This is a genomic window from Sinomicrobium endophyticum, from assembly GCF_052983315.1.
In genome coordinates this window covers 26,310-48,219 of sequence record NZ_JBRKIS010000057.1, presented here as the reverse complement: position 1 = coordinate 48,219, position 21,910 = coordinate 26,310, and the positions used below count along the sequence as shown (strand labels likewise).

Here is a 21,910-nt window from a genome sequence, read left to right as displayed (position 1 = left end):
AAAGATTTTTTCAAATTGATTGCTATTGCAGGGCTTATCGCCTCCCCCATCGCCTGGTATTTTATGAACGATTGGTTACAGAACTATACCTACAGGACACCGATTAGCTGGTGGGTCTTTGCCCTCCCTGTAGGCTGTGTTCTGGTCTTAACGCTGCTTATTGTCAGTTATAAGGGGTATAGGGCTGCCACAGCCAACCCGGTGAAATCGTTAAAAACAGAGTAATGAAGTTCGAAAGTCATAACAAAAAGATGCACAAAGAAACACAGAGTTTCACAGAGGAAGTGGTTGCAGGTTACAAAAAGGTTGCAGGTTTCAGGGTCCCTGAGCACAGCCAAAAGCCAGGTTAACCAACCAAAACAAAGGTGGCTGAGTGTCCCGAACTCCGTTCGGGATGTACCGAAGCCCCGGCCAAATTATAAATAAACGTTCGGAAACCTGGAAAATACCTCTCCAAAACTCCGGATTAACGACTAAAAAACCATGATCAAAAACTATTTCAAAATAGCGTGGAGAAATCTATTGAAAAACAAAATGTACTCCGGGATCAACATTGGCGGATTGGCCATGGGGATCACAGCCTGCCTGCTTATTTTGCAGTATGTCTCCTTTGAACTGAGCTATGATGATTTTCATACTGAAAAAGATCGTATTTTCCGGGTGAAGCAAGACCGTTTCGACGATGGTAAGCTTGCTTCGGAATGGGCGGCGGGAGCATTTGCTGTGGGTAATTCATTCCACCAGGCTATCCCGGAAATAGAAAACTATGTAAAAGTGGTGGAAACCCGTGATGCGGTATTGAATATTGACAATGACCCCCTGAAAACGGACAAGGTGTTTTATGCAAGTAGCTCATTCTTTACGATATTTTCATATCCCCTGCTCACCGGGAATCCTGAAAAGGCTTTGACCGCGCCTTTTACTGGCGTGATCTCCGAATCTACGGCCTTAAAAATATTTGGCCACACTGATGTTACCGATCAATCCATACGGGTCAATAACGATCGGAATTATAAGATCACCGGTGTTTTTAAAGATATGCCACAAAACACCCAGCTAAAACCCAATATCCTTCTGTCTTACTCCAGCTTTATCGAAATCATCAAGGCAAACAGTAAGGGAGAAGAAGACCCGGAAACCTGGTGGGTAAGTGACGGATGCCTTACGTATTTATTGTTGCAGAAAGGTGCCGACCCGAAAAAAGTGGAAGCAAAATTCCCTCCTGTTGTAGATCAGGGCGTCGGTGAAATAATGAAAAAAATGAATGCCTCCGTTAATTATACACTACAACCGCTCACCGATATACATCTCGATCCGCATTATATGAATGAACCGGGAACCAACGGCAATCGCAAAACGGTTTACCTTCTTATGGGGGTGGCGTTCTTTATTGTGGTCATAGCGTGGATCAATTATATAAACCTCGCCACCGCCCGTGCCATAGGACGTGCCAAGGAAGTCGGGGTGCGAAAGGTTATTGGTTCGAAACGCAAACAATTGATCGCCCAGTTTTTTACGGAATCCTTCATTTTTAACGGCCTGGCTGTGGTCCTGGCTGTATTGCTCATGATAGTGATCATTCCTCTGTTCCACCGGATCTCAGGGCTGGACATATCGTATTCTTTATTCGTTAATCCCGTTTTTTGGTCAGGCTTGATCATACTGTATACCGCCGGCACATTCCTTTCAGGCTTGTATCCAGCACTTGTGCTGTCCAGGTTTAAGCCCGTAGAAGTCTTAAAAGGGAAAATGACAGCGACAAAACAGGGCGGTGTACTGAGAAAATCACTGGTGGTCTTTCAATTTGCGGCTTCCCTGCTCCTCCTTATTAATTCGTTGATCGTTTACCGGCAAATACAATTTATGCAAAACCAATCCCTGGGAATAAACATTGATCAAACCCTGGTCATCAAACCTCCTGTCGTATCCGACTCTACCTTTATACACAAGAAAAGGGCGTTCAAGGAAGCCTTACTGCAATACCCGTCGGTAAAAAGTGTTGCCGTATCCTCCACGGTTCCGGGAGAAGGTGGAGGTAGCAATGCGGGAGGTATCAGGTTAGTGACTCAGGACGAATCCCAGCAAAAACAATACAGGGTTTTATGGGTAGATCATGACTACGTTTCCCTCCTGGATATTAAAATGATCGCAGGACGGCCATTTTCCAAAGAACACGTAACCGACAAGGAAAGTGTGATATTCAACCGGCTCGGGATACAACAACTGGGGTTTAACAACCCGGAAGAAGCGATTGGCAAAAAAATCGAGTTTTGGGGAGAACAATGCACTATAGTAGGTGTGGCCGAAAATTTTCACCAGGAATCCCTCCGTGAAGCCTATAACCCGCTTATTCTAAGGCTGACGCCCGAAATAAACGGATATTTTGCCTTAAAATTGGGTACGGACCAAATAGCTCAGACCATTCAACAGGTACATGAAGCGTGGAACAGGTTCTTTCCGGGCAATACTTACGAATACTTTTTCCTGGACGATGGTTTTGCCGAACAGTACAGGGCCGATCGTCAATTCGGATCGGTATTTTTCACGTTCACCGTCTTTGCCATCCTGATCGCCTGTCTGGGACTGTTTGGCCTTGCATCATACAATATCATGCTGCGAACAAAAGAAATCGGGATCCGTAAAGTGCTCGGTGCATCCGTAGGCAAGATCCTAAAACTTTTATACAAGGAATTTGCCATCTTGCTGTCCCTCGCCTTTTTAATATCCCTTCCGCTGACATGGCTTATGGCCAGTAACTGGTTACAGGGATATGCTTTCCGTATCGATATACACTGGGTCTATTTCGTATTGCCCTTTGTAGTTATGGTACTGATCACCTCAGTCACGGTAAGTTTTCAGACCATTAAGGCATCCCTGGCAAACCCGGTAAAAAATTTGCGGACCGAATGATGAATTAAAGTGAATAAGTTATTAGAGGCATAGCAAAACCTCAATAACCAAATAACCATAAAAAATGATAAAGAACTATTTCAAAATAGCGTGGCGCAACATCAAACGCAACAAATCGTACGTATTTATCAATATATCAGGGTTATCCCTGGGCATAGCCTGCGCCCTGTTGATTTTTGCTGTTGTACGCTATCATTTGAGTTTTGACACCTTCCATCCCAATAAAGATCGTATTTACCGTTTGGTAACGGAATGGCATGATGAAACAGTAGAACGCGCTTCCGGCGTGCCCCGTCCGTTGGGAAAGACTGTTCGTTCGGATTTTAGTTTTGCCGAGCATACAGCACGGATTGTCCGTTATAGTAATACGCTCATCTCCTTACCCGGATCGGCCGACAATAAAAAATTTGAAGAGAGTTCCGGAATAGCCTACACCGAACCGGAATTCTTCTCCATCTTCGATTACCCTTTGCTCCGGGGAAACAGCAAGGCCGTTCTACATCAACCAAACGAAGCGCTCATCACGGAACGACTGGCCAGAAAATATTTCGGCAATAAAGACCCGATGGACCAAACGCTGAGGGTCAATAACGAAACCGATTATGTGGTCAAAGGAATATTGCAAAATATCCCGGCCAACACCGATATCACACAGGAGATTTTCCTTTCTTACCATCAGCTGCTAAATGATGGCAATGAGAATGTTTGGACAGGCGTGCACGGCGGAACAAAATGTTACACATTGCTAAAAAAAGGGGTAGACGCAAACCAGGCACGGAAGGCAATGGCCAGCTTATCCACAAGTCATTATGAAGGCCGCGATGCCAATATCTGGAAGTTTAACCTGCAACCCCTGGATGATGTGCACTTCAACCCTGAGCTTGGAGGCTACATCAATAAAAACTATTTGTGGGCCTTATCGATCATCGGACTGTTCCTGCTCATCACTGCCGGTATCAACTTTACCAATCTAGCAACCGCACAAACGATGAACCGGACTAAAGAGATCGGCATCCGAAAAGTATTGGGTAGTAAGCGCAACCAATTGTTCTGGCAGTTTATCGCAGAGACCACCATCATTACCCTGTTTGCCTCGATATTGGCTTATGGTATGGCCACCGTTGTGCTCCCGGTTATCAATCAGTTACTGCAATCGGAAGTCCAATTGCAGCTCCTAAGCAGTTGGCAAATGCCGCTGTTCCTGGGTTGTGCTATCGTATTCGTCATCTTCCTTTCCGGTTCTTATCCCGGATTGGTACTTTCCGGTTTCCGGCCTATTGAGGCGCTGAAGAGTAAGATCACCCAAAAGGAGATTGGTGGCTTCTCCCTGCGGCGCGTCCTGGTTGTAGGCCAGTTTACCATCTCGCAGGTGCTCATCATTGGTACTATCATCATTGCGAGCCAGATCCGCTATGCCCGGCAAACCGATTTAGGGTTCAACAAAGAAGCCATCATAAGTTTACCCATCCCTGAGCAGGATAATGCTTCTAAAATGAAGACCTTGGGCAACCGGCTGGCAGCTGTAAATGGCGTGGAAGGTGTCTCCCTCAACTTCAATACACCGGCTTCGAACCGGAACTTCAACACCGGTGTGCAATATGACAATCGTCCAGAGGACGAGCGTTGGAATATCAACATGAAATACGCGGATGACCAGTACCTGTCCACATTCGGCATCGAATTGGTTGCAGGGCGAAATATTTTCCCTTCGGATACGGTCAACGAGTTCCTGGTTAATGAAACCTTTGTCAAAAAACTGAATCTGAACTCACCTGATGAAGTCATCGGAAAAAAGATCGCAGTTAACGGAAGAACCGCCCCGGGTACTATTGTCGGTGTAATGAAAGACTTCTATAACTATTCGTTCCATACGGAAAAGGACCCCATCTGTGTGGCATCGTCAATGGAATGGTACCAAAGCTGCTCCATCAAACTTAACGGTCAGGAGTTGGTCGCTTCTATGGCCGAGTTTGAAAAGATCTGGAACGAAACATATCCGGATTACGTGTATTCCTATCAATTTCTGGATGAAGCGGTTGCCGAATTCTACGAAATGGACAACATCATGCTCCGGCTAATCCAGGGTTTTGCCCTGGTGGCCATCCTCATAGGCTGTCTGGGCCTGTATGGCCTCATTTCTTTTATGGCTTTACACAAGACCAAGGAGATCGGCGTACGCAAGATACTCGGCGCCAACATATCGCAGATCCTATGGCTTTTTGGCAAGGAGTTTTCCCGCTTGTTGTTGATCGCTTTCGTCATTGCCGCTCCCACTGCCTGGTGGGGTATGAACAGGTATTTACAGGATTTTGCCTACCAGGTAACGATTGGGGCGAATGTATTTATGTTAGCCATCGGAACTACGTTCGCGATAGCGGTATTTACGGTCGGTTATAGGTCGATCAAGGCAGCGGTAGCTAATCCGGTAGACTCGCTGAGGGATGAATAAATTAAAAAAACATGATCAAAAATTATTTTAAAATAGCGTGGAGGAACCTCTGGAAGAACAAAACCTACAGCTTCCTCAATATTTTCGGACTGGCAATCGGTATTGCCTGTGCCGGGCTTATTTTTCTATGGGTTGAGGACGAAGTGAGTTTTGATTCGGTATATCCCAACAAAGACTATATATATTATATTCCAACCAATCAAAAATACGATGGGGTATGGCGTACTTTTTCTTCAACACCAGGACCACTTGCACCTGCCTTTAAAGAAGAAGTCCCCGGAGTAAAGCATATTTCGAGGGTAGTGCGAAGAGAAAAATTATTCAGCCTTGGCGATAAAGCTATTTATGAAAAAGGGCTATATGTAGATCCTGATTTTATATCCATTTTCAGTTTACACTTTTTACAGGGAAATGCTATTTCCCCGTTAAAGGATGTTAACAGTATAGTGATCACCCATAAGATGGCAAAGCAGTTTTTCGGAGATGACAGTAATGTGGTCGGAAAAACACTAAAACTGGATGATACACAGGAATTTGTGGTAACTGGGGTAGTAAAGGATCTGCCACCCAATGTAACGCTGAGTTTTGAATGGCTCGCAGCCTATGAACCATTTGCCAAACACAAAGAGTGGATGCATCATTGGAGTAGTAATTCGATGGACACTTATATACAGTTGGCCGAAGAAGCTGACGTCACCGCTATCAATAAAAAACTCGAGAGTTTTATACAAGAAAAAACAAGTGATGATAACGATACGAAGGCATTTTTATTTGCCATGAAAGACTGGCGTCTTCGGGGCCATTTCGAAAATGGCAAACAAACGGGCGGACGTATAATATATGTTCGTTTGTTTACTGTTATCGCATGGATCATCTTACTCATTGCCTGTATCAATTTTATGAACCTGGCCACAGCGCGAAGTGAAAAACGGGCTAATGAAGTAGGTATACGTAAAACATTGGGAGCCGGAAAGAAAAAATTGATCGTACAGTTCATTGCAGAAGCATTGGTCATGGCTGGTTTTGCGGTGGCCATAAGTGTTGTTTTAATGCTGATAATCCTACCTCAATTTAGCCTTATGGTAGAAAAACAACTCACTTTAGGCCTGGATGAACCATTACACCTCATCGCTTTGATTGTCATCACTTTATTCTGCGGGCTCTTTTCCGGCTGTTATCCCGCGCTGTACTTGTCTTCTTTTAAACCGGTGGCGGTGCTTAAAGGGATAAAATCCAAACAAGGCAGTGCAGTATTTATCCGCAAAGGGCTGGTGGTTACGCAGTTTACCATTTCCATAGTACTCATTATCAGTACAATTATAGTATATCAACAGGTCCAACACGTAAAGAAAAGGGAATTAGGATATAATAAGGACCATTTGATCACCATGAACGTACGTGGTAATATGGAAAAGAACTTTAAAAGTATTAAGCAGGATATGCTAAATACCGGCATGATAGAAAATGTAGCCTTGAACAGTTATGAAACCTTGTCTGTTGGTAATAATGGTTCCGGAGCCACCTGGAAGGGTATGGATGAAAACAGTAGTGATATACTGATCTCTTACCGGTACATCAGTCCAGAATTTATCTCTACAGCCGGAATGGAAATAGTGGAAGGGCAGGATTTCCATCCGGATTCCCCCGTGGATAGCGCCCGGATCCTTATCACACAGTCGCTGGCAAAACTCATGGGGTCTGAAACAGCAGTTGGAAAAACCATACGATTATTCGGGAAGGACCTCGAGGTATTGGGGGTGGTTAAGGATTTTATCTATGGGGATATGTATGGCAATAGTGACCCGGTCATATTTTTTCTCGGGGAACCGGGTGATGCTACGTATATGTATGTGCGCCCCATTGCAAATATACCAACACAAGATGTGCTCTCCGGTTTAAAAGCTGTAATGAAGAAGAATAACCCCGGTTATCCTTTTGAATTTAGTTTTGTAGATGACGACTTTAACGCAAAGTTCAAGAGTGAAATGCTTATAGGTAAATTATCTCGCGTCTTTGCCATACTGGCCATTGTTATTTCCTGCCTCGGACTTTTTGGCCTCGCGGCATACACCGCAGAACAGCGGCAAAAGGAGATTGGCATCAGGAAAGTACTGGGAGCCAGTGTAAGGCGGATCGTCCGGTTGTTATCCACGGATTTTTTAAACCTGGTCTTTATAGCCATTGGTATAGCCATCCCCATTGCCTGGTGGATTACACAACACTGGCTGACGGGATACGCATACCGGATTGAAATTTCCTGGTGGGTATTTGCTATTGCAGGACTGGCAGCTATCGGTATTGCCCTGTGTACGGTGAGTTTCCAGGCCGTAAAAGCAGCTATGGCCAACCCGGTGAAATCGTTAAAAACGGAGTGAAAATTTAAGTTAATAAGTTATTGGGTTATTAAGTATCACCTCCTCAATAACTGAATAACTCAATAACCAAAAAACCATGATAAAGAATTATTTCAAAATAGCCTGGAGAAATATGTTGCGCAACAAGACCTTTTCCACGATTAATATCCTGGGATTGAGTATTGGGCTTAGCTGTTTCCTCTTATTGACATTGTATATAAAAGATGAGCTGAATTATGACCGGCATCACGAAAATGCGGACAGGATATACCGGGTGTCCCGCGAATTCCTGTCCCAGGATGGCTCCACCTCCCTACATCTTGCCCAGGTGGCCCCGCCATACGGCCCGTTGATACAGGAAGATTTCTCTGAGGTAGAGCAAGTGGTCCGGACGCTTGAAGTCAGTGCTGTGGTAAAATACGGAGAATCCACTTTTAAGGAAAAAAATATCTTCTTTGCCGAAGATGGATTTCTGGATATGTTCACCTTTCATGTAGAACAGGGAGACCCACGTACAGCCCTGAAAGATCCGTTCCATATCCTGTTCTCCAAGCCCATGGCCGAAAAGTATTTCGGAAATGAAAACCCCGTAGGTAAACTGGTGCGTTTAAACAATGAAGCGACCTTTACGGTTTCGGGAGTCTTCGACCCCATGCCTTCTCAATCCTCCTTTCATCCCGATTTCCTGGTTTCTTTTACTACACTGCGTGACGAGCAGGTATATGGCGAGGAAAACCTGAGATCGAACTGGGGCAATAATGCTTTTTCAACATACCTGTTACTTCCCGAAAACTATGATCCTCAGAAGATCGTAGACATATTTCCCGGTTTTCAGGATAAGCACATAGGAGAAAACACCTCCGAATATTCCATCCTGCATCTGATGAAGTTAGCCGATATTCACCTGTATTCGCATACGGATTCGGAAATTGAGCCTACTTCGGATATCCGGTACGTTTACTTCTTCTCCGTCATCGCCCTGTTTATATTGGTCATCGCCTGCATCAACTATATGAACCTCACTACGGCAAAATCTGCCAAAAGGGCTAAAGAGGTAGGCATGCGGAAAGTTGCCGGCGCAAACAGGGGCCAGCTCATACGCCAGTTCCTGGGAGAGTCCTTGTTCTATACAGGCATCGCACTATTGATCTCTGTTGCACTTGTGGCCCTTACGATCCCCCTTCTGAACGATATTTCCGGTAAAAACCTCGTATTCTGGAATTTACTCACCCTGACATTTATCGGCATATTACTTGCCGTAGCGCTTTTCACTACCCTGGTATCCGGTAGCTATCCTGCATTTTTTCTCACGGCTTTCCAACCCGTAAAAGTGCTCAAAGGTAAAATTGCCACCCATGTTAAGAAAGGAAAACTACAACAGGTACTGGTCACCGTACAATTCGCTATTGCGGTGTTATTGATAATTTGCACTATAGTCGTCTACAGCCAGATGAGGCATGTACAAAATTACAAATTAGGGTATTCCAAAGAGCAAATAGTACTCCTTCCCGCAATGGACGATTCCGGCAACTATGAATCCGTCCGGCAACAATTAAAGCAAAATTCCGGTATCGTGGAGATGTCGCAATCGTCCCGCGTACCCACAGGGCGATTACTCGATTCACAAGGGGCTTATGTAATACAGGGAGGTCACAGTGTTTCTACAGATGTGATTATCAAAAATTTGTCGGTGGATGAATATTTTATCCCCGCTTATGAAATCAAAATGGCTGCGGGAAGAAACTTCTCCCGCGAGCATTCCACTGACCGGGCCAATGGCTTTATCCTCAATGAAACCGCTGCCCGGACCCTCGGATGGAATGATCCGGCAGACGCTGTTGGAAAAGAATTCGGTTATGGCAGTACGCGCGGACAGATCATAGGAGTTACCGAAGACTACCATTTTGAATCCTTACACCAGCAGGTTGCTCCGCTTGTCATGTACATGGATACTACGAATTTCAACCGGTGGTCCGTACGCCTGGCAGGTGGGGATATCAAATCCTCTTTGAACCATTTGGAAAAGGCCTGGAATACGCATTTCCCGGAACAGCCCTTTACCTATGAATTCCTGGATTCCCGCTTTGGTGCGTTGTACTCCCAGGAACGGACACAGCAGGTATTATATGGTATTTTTGCCGGTATCGCGATCTTTATTTCCTGCCTCGGGTTATTCGGATTATCCATGTTTTTGACGGAGTTAAGGATCAAAGAAATCGGTATCCGGAAAGTGTTGGGCGCTTCGGTAACAGGTATTGTACGGTTGCTTTCCAAAGACTTTTTGAAATTGGTGGTCATCGCCATTCTTATCGCCTCACCTGTGGCCTGGTGGATCATGAATTCCTGGCTGGAAGGTTTTGCTTATAGGATACACTTGCAATGGTGGATGTTTGCCCTGGCCGGGTTGGCAGCGATCGTTATTGCCCTGGTAACCGTGAGCGGACAGTCCGTAAAAGCCGCTGTAACAAACCCGTCAAAAAGCCTGCGGACCGAGTAATGGAGTTGGGAGTTCCTGAGCTGGAAAGTTATAACACAGAGAAGCACAAAGAAACCCGGAGTTTCACGGAGGAAATAGTTGCAGGTTACAAAAAGTTGCAGGTTGCAAGTTCCGGGTCCCTGAGCGCAGCCAAAAGCCAGGTTAACAAGCCAAAACAAAGGCGGCTGAGTGTCCCGAGCGTAGCTCGGGATGTACCGAAGCCCCGGCCAAATTATAAACAAACGTTCGGAAACCTGGAAAACAACCCTTCCAAAACTCCGGACCAACAACTAAGAGACTATGATTAGAAACTATTTCAAAATAGCGTTCAGAAACCTTTGGAGGCATCGCAACTTTTCCTTGCTGAATATAGGCGGGCTTACTATCGGCATGACCGCCGGATTTCTTATCTTTCTCTACATATCCTACGAACTCGGCTTTGACGGTTTTCATTCCAAGGGCGATAGGATATACCGGGTAGTAACGGATTTAAAAACTCCTTCCGACGAAAACAAATGGAGCTTCTCTTCCTGGGCCTATGCCCCACACCTGTATAAAGAATTTCCGGAGATAGAATCTACAGTACGAATTCTTCCTTTCGGAAGCATCTTTCAAAAAGGAACAACCGCATTTATGGAGGACGGGACTATTGCGGCCGACTCCACATTCTTCCGGATCTTTGACTTCAAATTACTACAAGGAGATCAAAAAACGTGCCTTCAAAAACCTTTCAGTATCGTTCTGTCGCAAAGCACGGCAAAAAAATACTTCGGGGATCAAAATCCTGTCGGACAAACCTTAGAAGGCACTTTCTTCGAAAAAGAATACCCGGTAACCGTTACGGGAGTTATGGAAGATTTTCCGGTAAACTCGCATATACAGGCAAACATCATTCTATCGGTTTCTACAATTATCGAAAATTTAGATCAAAAATCTGATCTGGATAACCAGTGGATCAACTTCAACCCTTTTACCTATGTCCTGTTAGGTAATGAGGCCAATTTCCGTACTCTCGAACAAAAATTCCCGGATTTTATGGAAAGGAAGATAGGAGAAAAGATGAAGGCTCACAAACTCTCCCTCACCTTAAAATTGGAGCCTTTCGAAAGAATCCACCTTTGGACGGACAGGGGAGCTCACGACCACGACCGTGGAAACATCAATAATATTTATATTTTCGGTCTTATTGCCATTTTCACATTGCTGATTGCGTGTATAAATTTTGTAAACCTTACTACTGCCCGATCGGTAGAACGCGCCAGGGAAGTGGGGGTGCGAAAGGTTATCGGAGCAGGAAAAAAGCAACTCCGGTTACAATTCATCGGAGAATCGGTAATCATTAGTCTTCTGGCATTACTTATTACCATCGGAACTACCTATCTGCTGTTACCCTATTTTAACCTGTTGGCTGACAAGATCATCGTTCCTGATTTTGCTTTCTCTCTTTCCCATATTACCATTTTGTTGTGTACGGCCTTATGTATTGGTATTCTCGCCGGCATTTACCCGGCAATGGTTTTGTCTTCGTATAAACCGGTTAAGGTTCTGAAAGGGAATTTCTCCACCGGGTCCAAAGGGGTCCTGTTAAGAAAAACCCTCGTAGTCTTCCAGTTCAGTATTTCCATAGCCCTTATTATAGGCACTATAGTCATATACCATCAAATGCATTTTATGCACAACATGGATCTGGGTTTTAAAAAAGACCAGATATTGGTGCTGACTCCTGGTTTTTCCTCAAAGAACGAAACACTTAAACAATCCATGCAAAATCTCCCCGGAGTATTATCCGCAAGCCTTTCTTCATCCGTTCCAGGAGAATCAAATGCCATAGCCTATTCCAGTATCGAAAATAGAACCGGGGATATGCAAGAGACAAGCCTGACCACCTATTTTATAGATTTTAATTTTATAAAACAGTTTGATCTTAAAATCATAGCCGGCCGGTCTTTATCCCCTGAATTTGCTACAGATACCACCGAAGCCATGCTGGTCAATCAAAAAGCGGTAAAAGCATTCGGGTATGATACTCCCGAAGATATTATAGGCAAAAGGTTTGATCAATGGGAACAACAGGGACGTATTGTCGGCGTGGTCAATGATTTTAATTTTAATTCATTAAGAAGCGATATCACTCCCCTTGCCTTTCGTATAGAACCGAAACAGTACTATGACCTGGCGCTGCAGGTAAGCACGGAAAACCTACCACAAACCATTGCGGCCATAGAAACAAAATGGAAACAGCTTTTTCCGAAAAAACCGTTCGATTTTTTCTTTATGGACGAATTTTTAGACAAACAGTACCGTAGCGAAGAACGCTTCGGACAATTGTTTTTAAATTTTGCCGTACTTGCCATTATCATATCCTGTCTCGGACTGTTAGGACTGGCTTCCTACAGTGTCTTACAACGACGACGGGAAATAGGGATTCGAAAAGTGGTGGGAGCTTCCGTTCCCCGGATCGTTAACCTGTTGTCCGGGGAGTTTATATGGTTGGTTGCTATTGCATTTATAGTTGCCTCCCCCCTTATATGGCTGGGCATGCATTATTGGTTACAAAATTTTGCCTACCACATTGCCATATCGTGGTGGATATTCGCAGCAGGGGGCGGATTAGCCCTGTTTATTGCCCTGGCAACCGTGAGTTTTCATGCCGTAAAAGCCGCTATGGCCAACCCGGCGAAATCGTTAAAAACAGAGTAATGAAGCTCGAAAGTTATAACACAGAGGAAGCACAAAGAAACCCGGAGTTTCACGGAGGAAATAGTTGCAGGTTACAAAAATGTTACAGGTTACAGTCCCTGAGCGCCGCCAAAGTGTGGTTTTACAAGCCAAAACAAAGGTGGTTGAGTGTCCCGAACTCTGTTCGGGATGTATCGAAGCCCCGGCCAAATTATAAACAAACGTTCGAAAATTAGAAAAACAACACTCCAAAACTCCGAACTAACAACTAAAAAACCATGATCAAAAACTATCTCAAAATAGCATTCCGGAACCTTTGGAAGCACAGAATGTTTACCGTATTAAACACTGTGGGGCTATCCATTGCTTTTGCCATTGCCATACTTTTGAGCATGACAGCCATTTTTCATCTGAATTTTGACAGTTTTCATAAAAATCTGGACCATACCTATCTTCTCTATCACACGGAACATACACCGAAAGGACCTGAGAGCGTTATATCCAATCCGGAACCCCTCACTTCGGCGCTAAAGGAGGAAATTCCGGGGATAGCCCATATCACAAGGCGTTTGCAGTCCGGTGTAATCGGGACATTCGGGGAAAAGGAGATTGATCTCGATGTTCTTTATACAGATCCCGATTTCTTTTCTATCTTCTCTTTCCCTTCCATTGCAGGAGATGCCCGTCAGGCACTTCAATCGGGTCAGAATGTAATCCTTACGCAAAAAATGGCAAAAATCATGTTCGGGGAGGATACGGCCATAGGCAAAAATATAATGTTAATGCTCAACGGAGTAGAGACTCCCTTTACCGTAGCTACGGTACTTGAAGATATTCCGAGACAAAGCAGTTTCCATTTCGATATTATTGTCAATTTTGTTAATAATCCCGCATACAATCGTCAAAAAGGACAATGGGACTATCGCAATCACGAGGTCTTTCTTACGCTGCAGGAAGGGGTCTCGGTAGAAACATTCGAAAAGAACACCCGGGTATTTAGTAATCGGTATTTTGAGGACGACATTAAAAAAGATAAACGCGACGGAGCACAGGCAGATGTCAACGGACAATATATTCAAATGAACTTGTTTCCTTTTAAAGACTGGCACTTTATACGTCAAATAAACGGGCGGATTACAGCCGGCAAGACCCTTCCTTACCTGATTATTGGCATTTCATTACTTATCCTTTTTATCGCTTGTGTGAATTTTATCAATATGAGTGTCGGTACCAACATAAAAAGGCTTCGGGAGATCGGGGTAAGAAAAACATTGGGAGCCGCAAAGAAGCAGTTGTTTTTTCAATTCTGGTGTGAAAGCATCATCGTATTCGCAATTTCGATCGGAACAGGAATACTTCTCAGTAAAGCCCTGCTTCCCGGTTTTAAAAGACTTTTCCGTACGGGAGCTGTTTTTTCCGATATGAACACCCCGGTATTCCTGTTGGGGACTTTCATTGTACTATTAGCAGTTACCCTGCTTGCAGGAGGGTATCCTGCCTTCCGTCTCAGCAAACTCAATACCGTACAAACCCTGAAAGGTACATTGAAAATTCAGGGTAAAAACCGCTTGAGGAACCTGCTGGTTATTGTACAGTTCAGTATTGCCATCCTATTAATAAGCTGTACCATAACCTTATATAATCAACTGCAATACATGCAGGGAAAGGACCTCGGGTTTAATAAAGAGCAGGTCATTTCTCTCCCCTTGAACGGAAAAAAGGATTCTCAACTCGTACTCGGTCTTCTCAGAAATGAACTACAACCGATCCCCGGAATACAAAGCATTACTGCTGCCGATAACAACCTGGGACTTGGAAGGGATGGCAGCAGGGGTACAAGCGCATTTGATTTCGATTACAAAGGAAAAGAAGTCAATACCAATTTGCTGGTCGTTGATTACGATTACCTGAAAACATTGGGAATTTCCCTGGTTGCCGGCAGATCTTTTGACAGGAACTTCTCCCGTGATAGCTTATCAGTGATCATTAACGAATCCCTGGCAAAAGAACTGGGAGGACAAAATGTACTGAACACTCCGCTTAACCTATTGGATTCCGTACAGCACACGGTAGTAGGAATTATAAAGGATTTCCATTTCAGGGATCTCGACCAGGCCATTGAACCTATTACTTTGTTTCTCAATCGCAACAAGCGATTGGACTATGCCTATATAAAAGTTAATTCGGATAACCTGGCACAATCACTGTCTGTAGTAAAAGAAGCCTGGAAAAAAACAGAACCCAATGCCGAATTTCTCGGTTCCTATCTCGACGAAAACATAAACAGGACCCTGGATAGAGAGAAAACCATGACTACTCTTATTACCAGCGGATCTATTATTGCCATTCTCTTAAGCTGCATGGGTATTTTTGCCATTTCCCTGCTTACCATAGCCCAGCGGACCAAAGAGGTTGGAATCCGAAAAGTAGTAGGAGCAAGCATATTCTCCATAACTATCCTTCTGAGTAAGGATTTTATCAGGCTGGTGATCGCAGCCTTCCTGATCGCTGCACCGATAGCCTGGTGGTTAATGCATCAATGGTTGCAAAATTACTCTTACCGCATAAATCTCAGCATCTGGTTTTTTGTGCTTGCCGGAGTAATTACCATATTGATTGCATTTGTCACCCTGAGTATCCGTACCATCCGGGCCGCTATGGCAAACCCGGTGGAATCGTTAAAAACAGAGTGATGAAGTTCGAAAGTTATGACACAGGATGCACAAAGGAAACTCAGAGTTTCACAAAGGGGTGCAGGTTGAAAAAAGTTACAGGTTGCAAGTTCCGGGTCCCTGAGCACAGCCAAAGGGCGTTTTTACAAGCCAGAACAAAGGCGGCTGAGTGTCCCGAACTCTGTTCGGGATGTACCGAAGCCCCGGTGAAATTATAAACAAACGTTCGGAAAGTAGGCCCCCCTCCAAAACTCCGAACTAAACAACTAAGAACTATTATGATCAAAAACTATCTTAAAATAGCCTTCCGGAACCTCTGGAAAAACAAATCGGTTTCCGCTATCCACATTATCGGCCTGGTTACCGGTATTACCTGCTGTCTGTTGATGATCCTGTACATACAACACGAACTGAGTTACGATAAATTTCAGGAAAAAGGCGACCGGATCGTACGTGTTATTATGGAATACGGCCATACCGGGGATGATGATATAAAAAAAGGGAATTTTACAGGTACCAAGGTCCTGTCTTCCTTTAAAAACAATTTTCCCGAAGTGGAGAACGGTGTTCGTATGTATAAGGGTTCTACCCTGGTCAAAACCGGGGAGCATGTATATGAAGAAGATCGCTTCCTGTATGCCGATTCGGCCTTTTTCGATATATTCTCATTTCCCCTGCTCAAAGGGACCCCAAAAAACGTATTGGATGCTCCCTACAAGGTGGTACTTTCTGCCTCTACGGCCAAAAAGTATTTCGGAAATGCCCCTCCTATAGGTAAAACTATACAGATCGGATCTGAACAAACCAATTTCCTGGTAACAGGAGTGGCCGAGGATTGCCCGCCAAATTCCCAGATCAAATTCGATCTGCTCGCCTCCTTTTCCAGTCGTCGGGAAGCACGGGCTGAAGAAACATACTGGAGTGCCAATTTCACTACCTACCTCTTACTGAAAAACCGGGAGTCCATAGCCTCCCTCCAACCTAAAATAGGTCCGTTTATGAAAAGGGAAATGGCCACGGAAGAAGATAACGACGGTTCTTATGTCAATTACGTACTGGAACCCTATACCCGTGTACACCTGTATTCGCCCTACGACGGTTTCGAACCGAACAGCAATATCCAATATCTGTATATTTCAGGATGTGTTGCATTGCTCATCCTGGTTATTGCGTGTTTTACTTATATCAACCTCAGCACCGCACGCTCGCTTGAACGCGCGAGGGAAGTCGGCATCCGCAAAGTTGCGGGGGCTTATCGACAACAGGTCTTCTGGCAATTTATCAGCGAATCCGCCCTGCTTACGGCTTTTGCCTTGTTTCTAAGTATTGCCCTCACCTTATTAATACTTCCTGCATTCAATGGTCTTATCGGAAGGTCCCTGCCCCTCTCGGATGTCTTCCGGCCGGGAATACTTTCCGGGATGCTGGGAATACTGCTTTGTATTTCTCTCCTGGCAGGCAGCTATCCGGCCTTTGTACTGTCTCGTTTTAAACCTGTCAAGGTGCTGAAAGGGACATTTCACCGTTCCGCTTCAGGAAACTGGCTCAAGGGATCACTGACGGTATTCCAGTTCGGGATTTCCGCTTTTCTTATTATCGCTACCCTGGTCATGCAAAGCCAGTTGCACTATATCCGGAACAAAGAACTGGGATATGACAGGGAGCACGTGTTGATATTACCCCTGGACGGTAAGATCACGGAAAAAATGGACCTTATCAAAAAAGAATTAAAGCAAAACCCAAATATCCGGGCCGTATCCAGGGCCGGTGAACTGCCTACACAGATTATTGGCGGTTACAGTATGTGGACCGGCACCATGACACCCGAGCAATCCTTAATGACAACAGCTAATGTCATAGACGAAGAATACGTCCGGGCCTGTGATCTGAAGCTGATAGCCGGCCGGGACCTGACCGAACAGGATATCCGGGATGTATCGTATGAAGATCATGACAAGAACTATTATCACTTTATTTTAAACCAGTCTGCCGCCGCTGCATTGGGGTGGACCCCGGAGGAAGCCGTAGGAAAAAAGATGACCTTACATTACAGGGACGGTGAAGTTAAAGGAGTGGTAAAAGACTTTCATTTTGCCTCTATGCATACCCCTATAAAACCTCTGGTACTTTTCCCCGACACCTGGAGCAGCCATCTTATCGTCAAGACCTCCGGCCATGATCTTGCGGGAACCATTGCTTTTTTAGAGGGCAAATGGAGTGAGATTGTACCCCACAGGCCCTTTGACTATCGGTTTATGGACGAAGCGTTCACCAACCTTTATACCGACGAGATAAGAATGGGAAAAATACTGGGTATCTTTTCAACAATTACCATTTTACTCGCCTGCCTGGGACTGTTCGGCCTGTCGGCCTATACCATCAAACAACGCACCAGGGAGATCGGGATACGAAAAGTACTGGGCGCTCCTATAGCGAATATTGCCCGTTTGCTATCCCTTCATTTCATAAAATTGGTGTTGTTGGCTTTTCTCATAGCTTCACCTTTAGCCTGGTGGGCCATGGACTCCTGGCTTCTGGACTTCGTTTACCGGATAGAAATACAATGGTGGATGTTCGTGATAACCGCCCTCATTGCCGTGGTGATAACACTCATTACAGTTAGCTTCCAGTCCGTAAAGGCCGCCATGCTCAATCCTGTAAAAACCTTAAAGGCAGAGTAATGGCAGGTATTATTATCCGGATAATAATGTACCTCATTGCGATATTGGAGGACGTATGGATATCAATTCTCCTGGTATACGGGTATTGAGGTGGTAGCAAGGCTTTAGAATTCCGGGAACAATGAGTATGGGTATACCACTAAGACGATCTTTTAGATTTAATACCGTACAGGCATGTTCCTTCGGTACCAGGACAGGGCCGAAAAGTAACCAGGGCCTGTCAACACCCCATACGATCAAAACTGCCCATATCTGAACACCAAATGTTCGATATCGGACAGTATTCAAATTCCACAAAAACACAATACACTGATAACAAACACCTTATTCTTTTGGCCTGGTTACTGTATATTTCAGTTCACAACTAAAAAGGTTTGTTTTACTAAATTGTCGGAAACGAAATGAAACCTGAAATACATGATCAAAAATAATTTCAAAATAGCCTGGAGAAATATCCTGAAAAACAAAGGGGTGTTTTTGCTGAACATCCTGGGGCTCGCCATAGGAATAACTTCCTGCCTGCTCCTGGCCCTTTTTATCACAGAAGAACTGAGTTACGACAAATTCAATGAAAAATCGGATCGCATAGCACGGGTAGTTTTCAGGGGAAAGGTCGGCGGAGAAATAATGAAGGAAGCGGTGGTCATGGCCCCCGTAGCGCAGACCCTGAAAGAAGAATTTCCCGAAGTGACCGATGCCACGCGCATACGAAGGATAGGCACCCCGAAAATAAGCTATGAAAACACCGTTTACCGGAACAGTCGCTTTGCCTATGCAGACCCTGATTTTTTTGAAATTTTCACGCTCCCGGTTGTTCGGGGCAATGCCAAAAACCCATTGGGGGAACCGAACAGCATTGTGCTTACACGTGATGAAGCACATAAATATTTCGGAGACACAGACCCCATAGGAAAAGAATTGTTTGTAGGTGAAGATCGCGAGCCTTTCCGGGTAACTGCTATTATAGAAAACGTTCCCGAAAATTCACATTTTCACTTCGATATGTTCGCCTCCATGCTCGGATATGCCCCGGCCAAAGGGACCTCCTGGACCAAATCGGATTTTTTCACTTACCTGCTTCTGAATAAGGATGCAGACATCCGATCGGTGGAAAAGAAATTACCTTCCGTCGTGGAAAACCATATGGGGCCACAGCTCAAAGACGAGATCGGGATGTCGTTTGCCGATTTTACTAAAGACAATCAAATCGGGTTATTCCTGCAACCCCTCACCGAAATACACCTGAATTCGGATTTTGCCAGTGCCAGCGAACTGGAACAGGGCGGCGATATCAAATACATTTATATCTTTGGCGCCGTCGGCATTTTTATGCTGTGCATTGCTTGTATTAATTTTATGAACCTGTCCACAGCAACCGCTGCCAAAAGGGCCAAAGAAGTAGGGATACGGAAAGTACTGGGTTCCGAAAAAAGACAACTGGTATACCAGTTTCTGACGGAATCTTTTATAGCTACCTGTATTGCCGCAGGTATTGGTATCCTTGTAGTAATCCTTGTCCTGCCCCTGTTCAATAACCTGTCGGGAAAAGCGATCGGCTTGTCTTTCCTGCTACAATACCGGGTATGGTTCTTCCTGCTGGTCATGATTACAGGGATAAGCATCGCTGCCGGGGCTTACCCGGCTTTTGTCCTTTCCTCCTTTGCCCCGATAAATGCGTTGAAGAGCAAATTTTTTACAGGAAAAGGAACTAAAAACCTGCGTAACGGACTTGTAGTTTTCCAGTTTGTCGTCTCAGCCGGACTTATTTTTGCCACGCTGGTCGTTGGAAGGCAGATGTCGTATATTCAGCATAAAAACATAGGCTACGACAGGGAACAAATCCTGGTTTTAAAAGATGCTTACCTGTTGGGAAATAACGAAACCGCTTTTAAAAATGAAATTCTGAAAGATCCGAGAGTACAGCATATAACCACATCTGCCTATCTTCCGGCAGGACCGTCCAATAATAGTATGTCCGGTGTTTTTCTGGATGGAAATTATCAAAGGCGTATGTTTTATTACGATGTAGATGAAAACTACCTTCCTGTCATGGGAATGGAACTGGTTGCCGGAAGGAACTTTTCGGAAGATTTCGGAAGAGACTCTCTCAAAGTCATCATCAACGAAACAGCAATGGAAATACTGGGGTTCAAAGATGATCCTATCGGAAAGACCCTGGTAAAGGATACGGATAACGGTGGTGAAGAACTAACGGTTATCGGGGTCGTTAAGGATTTTCATTTCAAATCGCTTCACCAGCGGATAGCCCCGCTTATTTTAAGAAACAATCCATATGGCGGACTCATACTGAGAACTACTGTTGCAGACATGTCCGGGCTCATTGAAAGTATACGGGGCACCTGGAACACATTTGATTCCGGGGAACCTTTTACCTATGCTATCCTTGACGATTCCTTCCGGGAAACCTATCGCGCAGAACAAAAAATGGGAGATATTCTCCGGATATTCGCCATACTGACCATATTTGTGGCCTGCCTGGGATTGTTCGGCCTGGTTACCTTTACCACGGAACAGCGGCTCAAGGAAATAGGAATACGAAAAGTACTGGGATCTACCGTACCGCAAATCGTTGCCTTGCTTTCCAAAGATTTTTTAAAACTTATATTGCTGTCCTTTGTCATTGCATTTCCAATCGGGTACTATTTCATGGACAGGTGGCTCCGGGATTTTTCCTATCGCACTAACATTGCATGGTGGATATTTGTCCTCGCAGCGTTTATTACTATGCTCATCGCCGTAATAACCATCAGCTTCAGAAGTATAAAGGCAGCACTGGAAAACCCGGTAAAGTCATTAAAAACAGAATAAGTTAATTTGATAATGAGAAAATTTGAAAATGGAGATTACAAGATGGGGAGACCGAGAGACCGGGAGACAAAGAGACTACAAGACTCCGAACTCCCATACTTCGGGCTTCGTGCTTCCGGCTTCGTACTTTTCAACAAACCTGTAACCACTAACAATTAAAACTAAAAAATGCTACTACAACTCAACAACATTTTTAAATGGGTAAACTCCGGGGGGCAAAGGACCTTCCTGTTAAAAGATATAAACCTTACCGTGGCAGAAGGAGAATTTATTTCTATCATGGGACCTTCCGGATCGGGTAAGACCACCTTGCTCAACGTTATAGGAATGCTGGATGGTTTTAATGAAGGAGAATATCATTTTATGGATGAGTCCGTTCATCAACTGAAAGAAAAACACCGGGCCAACCTTTATAAAGAATATATCGGCTTTGTATTCCAGGCTTATCATCTTATCGATGAACTCACCGTGTATGAAAACATAGAGACCCCATTACTGTACAAAAAATTCAAATCGGGGGAGCGCAAAGCATTGGTTGCCGATATGCTGGACAGATTTAATATCGTAGGTAAAAAAGACCTGTTCCCGGAGCAACTGAGCGGCGGACAACAGCAACTGGTAGGTATTGCCAGGGCACTTATCTCCAAACCCAAGCTCATTCTTGCGGATGAACCCACCGGCAATCTCAACTCCAGACAGGGTGAGGAGATCATGGAACTCTTCGAACAGCTTAATGACGAAGGAGTTACCATTATCCAGGTTACCCACTCCGAGAAAAATGCCGCATACGGATCGAGGATCATCGAATTGCTGGACGGAAGAAAGATCAGCTCGTAAAACTGCCGGCAAATTATTTTCCC

The 21,910-nt window shown here is 44.6% G+C and carries 11 protein-coding genes; all 11 read left to right on the top strand.

Features of this window, described 5'->3' with window-relative positions; genetic code table 11:
• The coding region (locus ACVBDU_RS21135) for an ABC transporter permease (protein ID WP_447181682.1) at positions 1–225 on the top strand (225 nt) is incomplete at its 5' end.
• Positions 225–350 carry a hypothetical protein gene (locus ACVBDU_RS21130; RefSeq protein ID WP_447181681.1) on the top strand — a complete coding sequence of 42 codons (126 nt, stop codon included), beginning with the start codon at positions 225–227 and terminating at the stop codon, positions 348–350. The genes ACVBDU_RS21135 and ACVBDU_RS21130, both read left to right, overlap by 1 nt.
• A 133-nt stretch (positions 351–483) precedes the next feature.
• Positions 484–2,910 (top strand): ABC transporter permease, encoded by a 2,427-nt coding sequence (locus tag ACVBDU_RS21125; protein ID WP_447181680.1) that lies wholly within the window; start codon positions 484–486, stop codon positions 2,908–2,910.
• A gap of 64 nt (positions 2,911–2,974) precedes the next feature.
• Positions 2,975–5,359, top strand: coding sequence for an ABC transporter permease (locus ACVBDU_RS21120; protein WP_447181679.1), 2,385 nt, complete (start codon positions 2,975–2,977; stop codon positions 5,357–5,359).
• 11 nt (positions 5,360–5,370) lie between these two features.
• Positions 5,371–7,734 carry an ABC transporter permease gene (locus tag ACVBDU_RS21115; protein WP_447181678.1) on the top strand — a complete coding sequence of 788 codons (2,364 nt, stop codon included), beginning with the start codon at positions 5,371–5,373 and terminating at the stop codon, positions 7,732–7,734.
• 76 nt (positions 7,735–7,810) lie between these two features.
• Positions 7,811–10,210 carry an ABC transporter permease gene (locus ACVBDU_RS21110; RefSeq protein ID WP_447181677.1) on the top strand — a complete coding sequence of 800 codons (2,400 nt, stop codon included), beginning with the start codon at positions 7,811–7,813 and terminating at the stop codon, positions 10,208–10,210.
• Between the two features lie 279 nt (positions 10,211–10,489).
• Positions 10,490–12,889, top strand: coding sequence for an ABC transporter permease (locus ACVBDU_RS21105; protein ID WP_447181676.1), 2,400 nt, complete (start codon positions 10,490–10,492; stop codon positions 12,887–12,889).
• Between the two features lie 257 nt (positions 12,890–13,146).
• On the top strand, positions 13,147–15,561 hold the full coding sequence (locus ACVBDU_RS21100; RefSeq protein WP_447181675.1) for an ABC transporter permease: 2,415 nt from the start codon (positions 13,147–13,149) through the stop codon (positions 15,559–15,561).
• A 257-nt stretch (positions 15,562–15,818) separates the two neighbouring features.
• Positions 15,819–18,221, top strand: coding sequence for an ABC transporter permease (locus ACVBDU_RS21095; protein WP_447181674.1), 2,403 nt, complete (start codon positions 15,819–15,821; stop codon positions 18,219–18,221).
• A 417-nt stretch (positions 18,222–18,638) separates the two neighbouring features.
• A complete protein-coding gene (locus ACVBDU_RS21090) occupies positions 18,639–21,050 on the top strand; it encodes an ABC transporter permease (protein ID WP_447181673.1) in 2,412 nt (803 codons plus the stop codon).
• Between the two features lie 168 nt (positions 21,051–21,218).
• On the top strand, positions 21,219–21,887 hold the full coding sequence (locus ACVBDU_RS21085; protein ID WP_447181672.1) for an ABC transporter ATP-binding protein: 669 nt from the start codon (positions 21,219–21,221) through the stop codon (positions 21,885–21,887).
• Positions 21,888–21,910: the final 23 nt, after the last annotated feature.